The organism is uncultured Allobosea sp., assembly GCF_945956895.1.
Classification (GTDB): Bacteria; Pseudomonadota; Alphaproteobacteria; order Rhizobiales; family Beijerinckiaceae; genus Allobosea.
Genome location: NZ_CAMFJF010000148.1, coordinates 1 through 3,424, shown reverse-complemented (window position 1 = coordinate 3,424; position 3,424 = coordinate 1). Strand labels below are relative to the sequence as shown.

Sequence of the window (3,424 nt, the reverse complement as noted above, 5' to 3'; positions counted from 1 at the left end):
CATGGTCAACGTGACCAATCGTTCCAATGTTGCAGTGCGGCTTGTTGCGAGCGAACTTCTCTTTGGCCATCGTAGCCTCCGTCAGATCTTGTTCAAATGGTCAGTCGGGTCGGTGCGGGGTTCAGGCGTACTTGGCCTGGACCTCGGCGGCCACCGCCGACGGCACCTGCTCATAGTGGTCGAACTGCATCGTGTAGTTGGCGCGGCCCTGCGAGAACGAGCGGAGCTGGTTCACGTAGCCGAACATGTTCGCCAGCGGAACCATCGCGTTGATCACGACGGCGTTGCCGCGCATGTCCTGGCCCTGGATCTGGCCACGACGCGAGTTCAGGTCGCCGATGACCGAGCCGGTATAGTCTTCCGGGGTCACGACCTCGACCTTCATGATCGGCTCGAGCAGCACGGAGCCGCCCTTCTGCAGACCTTCGCGCAGCGCCGCACGGGAGGCGATTTCGAAGGCCAGGGCCGACGAGTCGACTTCGTGGAACGCGCCGTCGATCAGCGAGACCTTGACGTCAACCACCGGGAAGCCAGCGAGCACGCCGGAGCCGATGACCGAGTTCAGGCCCTTTTCGACGCCCGGGATGTACTCCTTGGGCACCGCGCCGCCAACGATCTTCGACTCGAACTCGAAGCCCTTGCCGGTCTCGTTCGGCTCGATGACGAGCTTGACGCGGGCGAACTGACCCGTACCGCCGGTCTGCTTCTTGTGGGTGTAGTCGACCTCGGCCTTCTTGGTCAGCGTCTCGCGATACGCAACCTGCGGGGCGCCGATATTGGCGTCGACCTTGTAGGTGCGCTTCAGGATGTCGACCTTGATGTCGAGATGGAGCTCGCCCATGCCCTTCAGGATGGTCTGGCCGCTCTCCTGGTCGGTCGAGACGCGGAAGGACGGATCCTCGTTCGCGAGCTTCGACAGGGCGAGGCCCAGCTTCTCCTGGTCGGCCTTGGACTTCGGCTCGATCGCGATCGTGATGACCGGCTCGGGGAATTCCATGCGCTCCAGGATGACCGCGTTGACGGGATCGCAGAGCGTGTCGCCGGTGCGGACGTCCTTCAGGCCGGCCAAGGCGACGATGTCACCGGCGTAAGCCTCCTTGATGTCCTCGCGGTTGTTCGCATGCATCAGCAGCATGCGGCCGACGCGCTCTTTCTTGTCACGGGTCGAGTTGATGACGCCCTGACCGGCTTCGACCTTGCCCGAATAGATGCGGCAGAAGGTGATGGTGCCGACGAAGGGGTCGTCCATGATCTTGAACGCGAGCATCGCGAACGGATCGGCATCGGTCGGGTTGCGGGTGGTCGGCTCTTCCGTCTTGAAGTCGATACCTTCGACGGCACCGCGATCGACCGGCGACGGCAGATAGTCGACGACGGCGTCGAGCAGCGGCTGCACGCCCTTGTTCTTGAAGGACGAGCCACAGAGAACCGGGTGGAACGCGCGGCGCTGCACGGCAGTGCGGACGAGCTTGCGCAGCGTGTCGGCGTCCGGCTCGTTGCCCTCGAGGTAAGCTTCCATCGCGGCGTCGTCCATCTCGACGGCAGCCTCGACGAGCTTCGAACGATACTCGGCAGCCTTGTCGGCGAGATCGGCCGGGATGTCCTGCTCTTCGAACGAAGCGCCGAGCGCCTCGCCGTTCCAGACGATCGCCTTCATCTTCACGAGGTCGACGACGCCCGCGAAATTGGACTCCGAACCGATCGGGATCTGCAGGCAGACGGGCTTGCCGGCGACGCGGTCGATGATGTCCTGGACGCAGCGATAGAAATCGGCGCCGATCTTGTCCATCTTGTTGACGAACACGACGCGCGGGACGTCGTACTTGTCGGCCTGGCGCCAGACGGTCTCGGTCTGCGGCTCGACGCCCTGGTTGCCGTCGAGAACGCAGACGGCACCGTCGAGCACGCGCAGCGAACGCTCGACTTCGATGGTGAAGTCGACGTGGCCGGGGGTGTCGATGATGTTCAGGCGGTTGTCGCGCCAGAAGCAGGTCGTCGCAGCCGAGGTGATCGTGATGCCACGCTCCTGCTCCTGCGTCATCCAGTCCATGGTCGCGGCGCCGTCATGGACTTCGCCGATCTTATGGGACTTGCCGGTGTAGTAGAGGATGCGCTCGGTCGTCGTCGTCTTGCCGGCATCGATGTGGGCCATGATGCCGAAGTTGCGATAACGGTCGATGGGATGGGAACGGGCCATGATCGTGCTCTGTGTCTCGGGGCAGCGCGCCGCTTACCAGCGGTAGTGCGAGAAGGCGCGGTTGGCTTCCGCCATCCGGTGCGTGTCTTCGCGCTTCTTGACCGCGTTGCCGCGGTTGTTGGCGGCGTCCATCAGCTCAGCCGACAGGCGCTCCACCATGGTCTTGTCATTGCGGCCGCGAGCGGCAGCGATCAGCCAGCGGATCGCAAGCGCCTGACGACGCTCGGTACGCACCTCGACCGGAACCTGATAGGTCGCACCGCCGACGCGACGCGAACGAACCTCGATCGCCGGAGCGACGTTCTCGAGCGCCGACTTGAAGACGCCGAGCGGCTCGCTCTTGGTCTTCGCCTCGATGATATCGAAGGCACCGTAGACGATCCGCTCGGCGGTCGACTTCTTGCCTTCGTACATGACCGAGTTCATGAACTTGGTCACGACGATATCGCCGAACTTCGGGTCCGGGATAACTTCGCGCTTTTCGGCACTATGGCGGCGGGACATCGTCTAGTCTCCGTAAATCTTCAACGCGGCGAACCGGCTCAGGCTGCTCGCCCGGCCGGTCAGGCCGAAATTACTTGGGACGCTTGGCGCCGTACTTCGAACGGCGCTGTTTGCGGTTCTTGACGCCCTGCGTGTCGAGCACACCGCGCAGGATGTGATAGCGCACGCCGGGAAGGTCCTTCACGCGGCCGCCACGGATCATGACGACAGAGTGCTCCTGGAGGTTGTGACCCTCGCCGGGGATGTAGCCGATCACCTCGAAGCCGTTGGTCAGGCGAACCTTCGCAACCTTGCGGAGCGCCGAGTTCGGCTTCTTCGGGGTCGTCGTATAGACGCGCGTGCAAACGCCGCGCTTCTGCGGGCAATTCTCAAGCGCCGGGGCGGTGTTACGCGCCTTCACGGGCGACCGCGACTTGCGGATGAGCTGGCTGATTGTCGGCATTCTGGCCTCTCGCCCCACTGAGCGTTTGGAAATTCCTGGTCAATCTCCCAGGTCGAGAAAAGCCATGACATAAACGAAGCCGCGCCATCGGCGCCCTTTCAGGGGCCTCAGGCGCGTTCGCCAGCAGAGGAACACGGAGAACCCGCGTTCATGCATCCTGCCATGTCGTCAATCGACGCTGGAATTCCGACGGAGTTTCGGTCGCGAACCTCGCTCGCGAACCTTGCGCAAGCGACAAACGTGTCCGACAGCCGTCGACAGTGGCGCGCTTATGACTCGAA

At 63.3% G+C, this 3,424-nt stretch carries 3 protein-coding genes; all 3 read right to left on the bottom strand.

Annotated elements, in window-relative coordinates:
* Nucleotides 1-121: 121 nt before the first annotated feature.
* The 3 genes from fusA to rpsL all read right to left on the bottom strand — a co-directional run bounded on the left by fusA (nt 122) and on the right by rpsL (nt 3,143).
* Nucleotides 122-2,197, bottom strand: coding sequence for an elongation factor G (gene fusA, locus Q0Q02_RS23550; protein ID WP_293813231.1), 2,076 nt, complete (start codon nt 2,195-2,197; stop codon nt 122-124).
* 33 nt (nt 2,198-2,230) lie between these two features.
* A complete protein-coding gene (gene rpsG, locus Q0Q02_RS23545) occupies nt 2,231-2,701 on the bottom strand; it encodes a 30S ribosomal protein S7 (RefSeq protein WP_089175040.1) in 471 nt (156 codons plus the stop codon).
* A gap of 70 nt (nt 2,702-2,771) precedes the next feature.
* Nucleotides 2,772-3,143, bottom strand: coding sequence for a 30S ribosomal protein S12 (gene rpsL, locus Q0Q02_RS23540; protein WP_199085547.1), 372 nt, complete (start codon nt 3,141-3,143; stop codon nt 2,772-2,774).
* Nucleotides 3,144-3,424 lie beyond the last annotated feature (281 nt).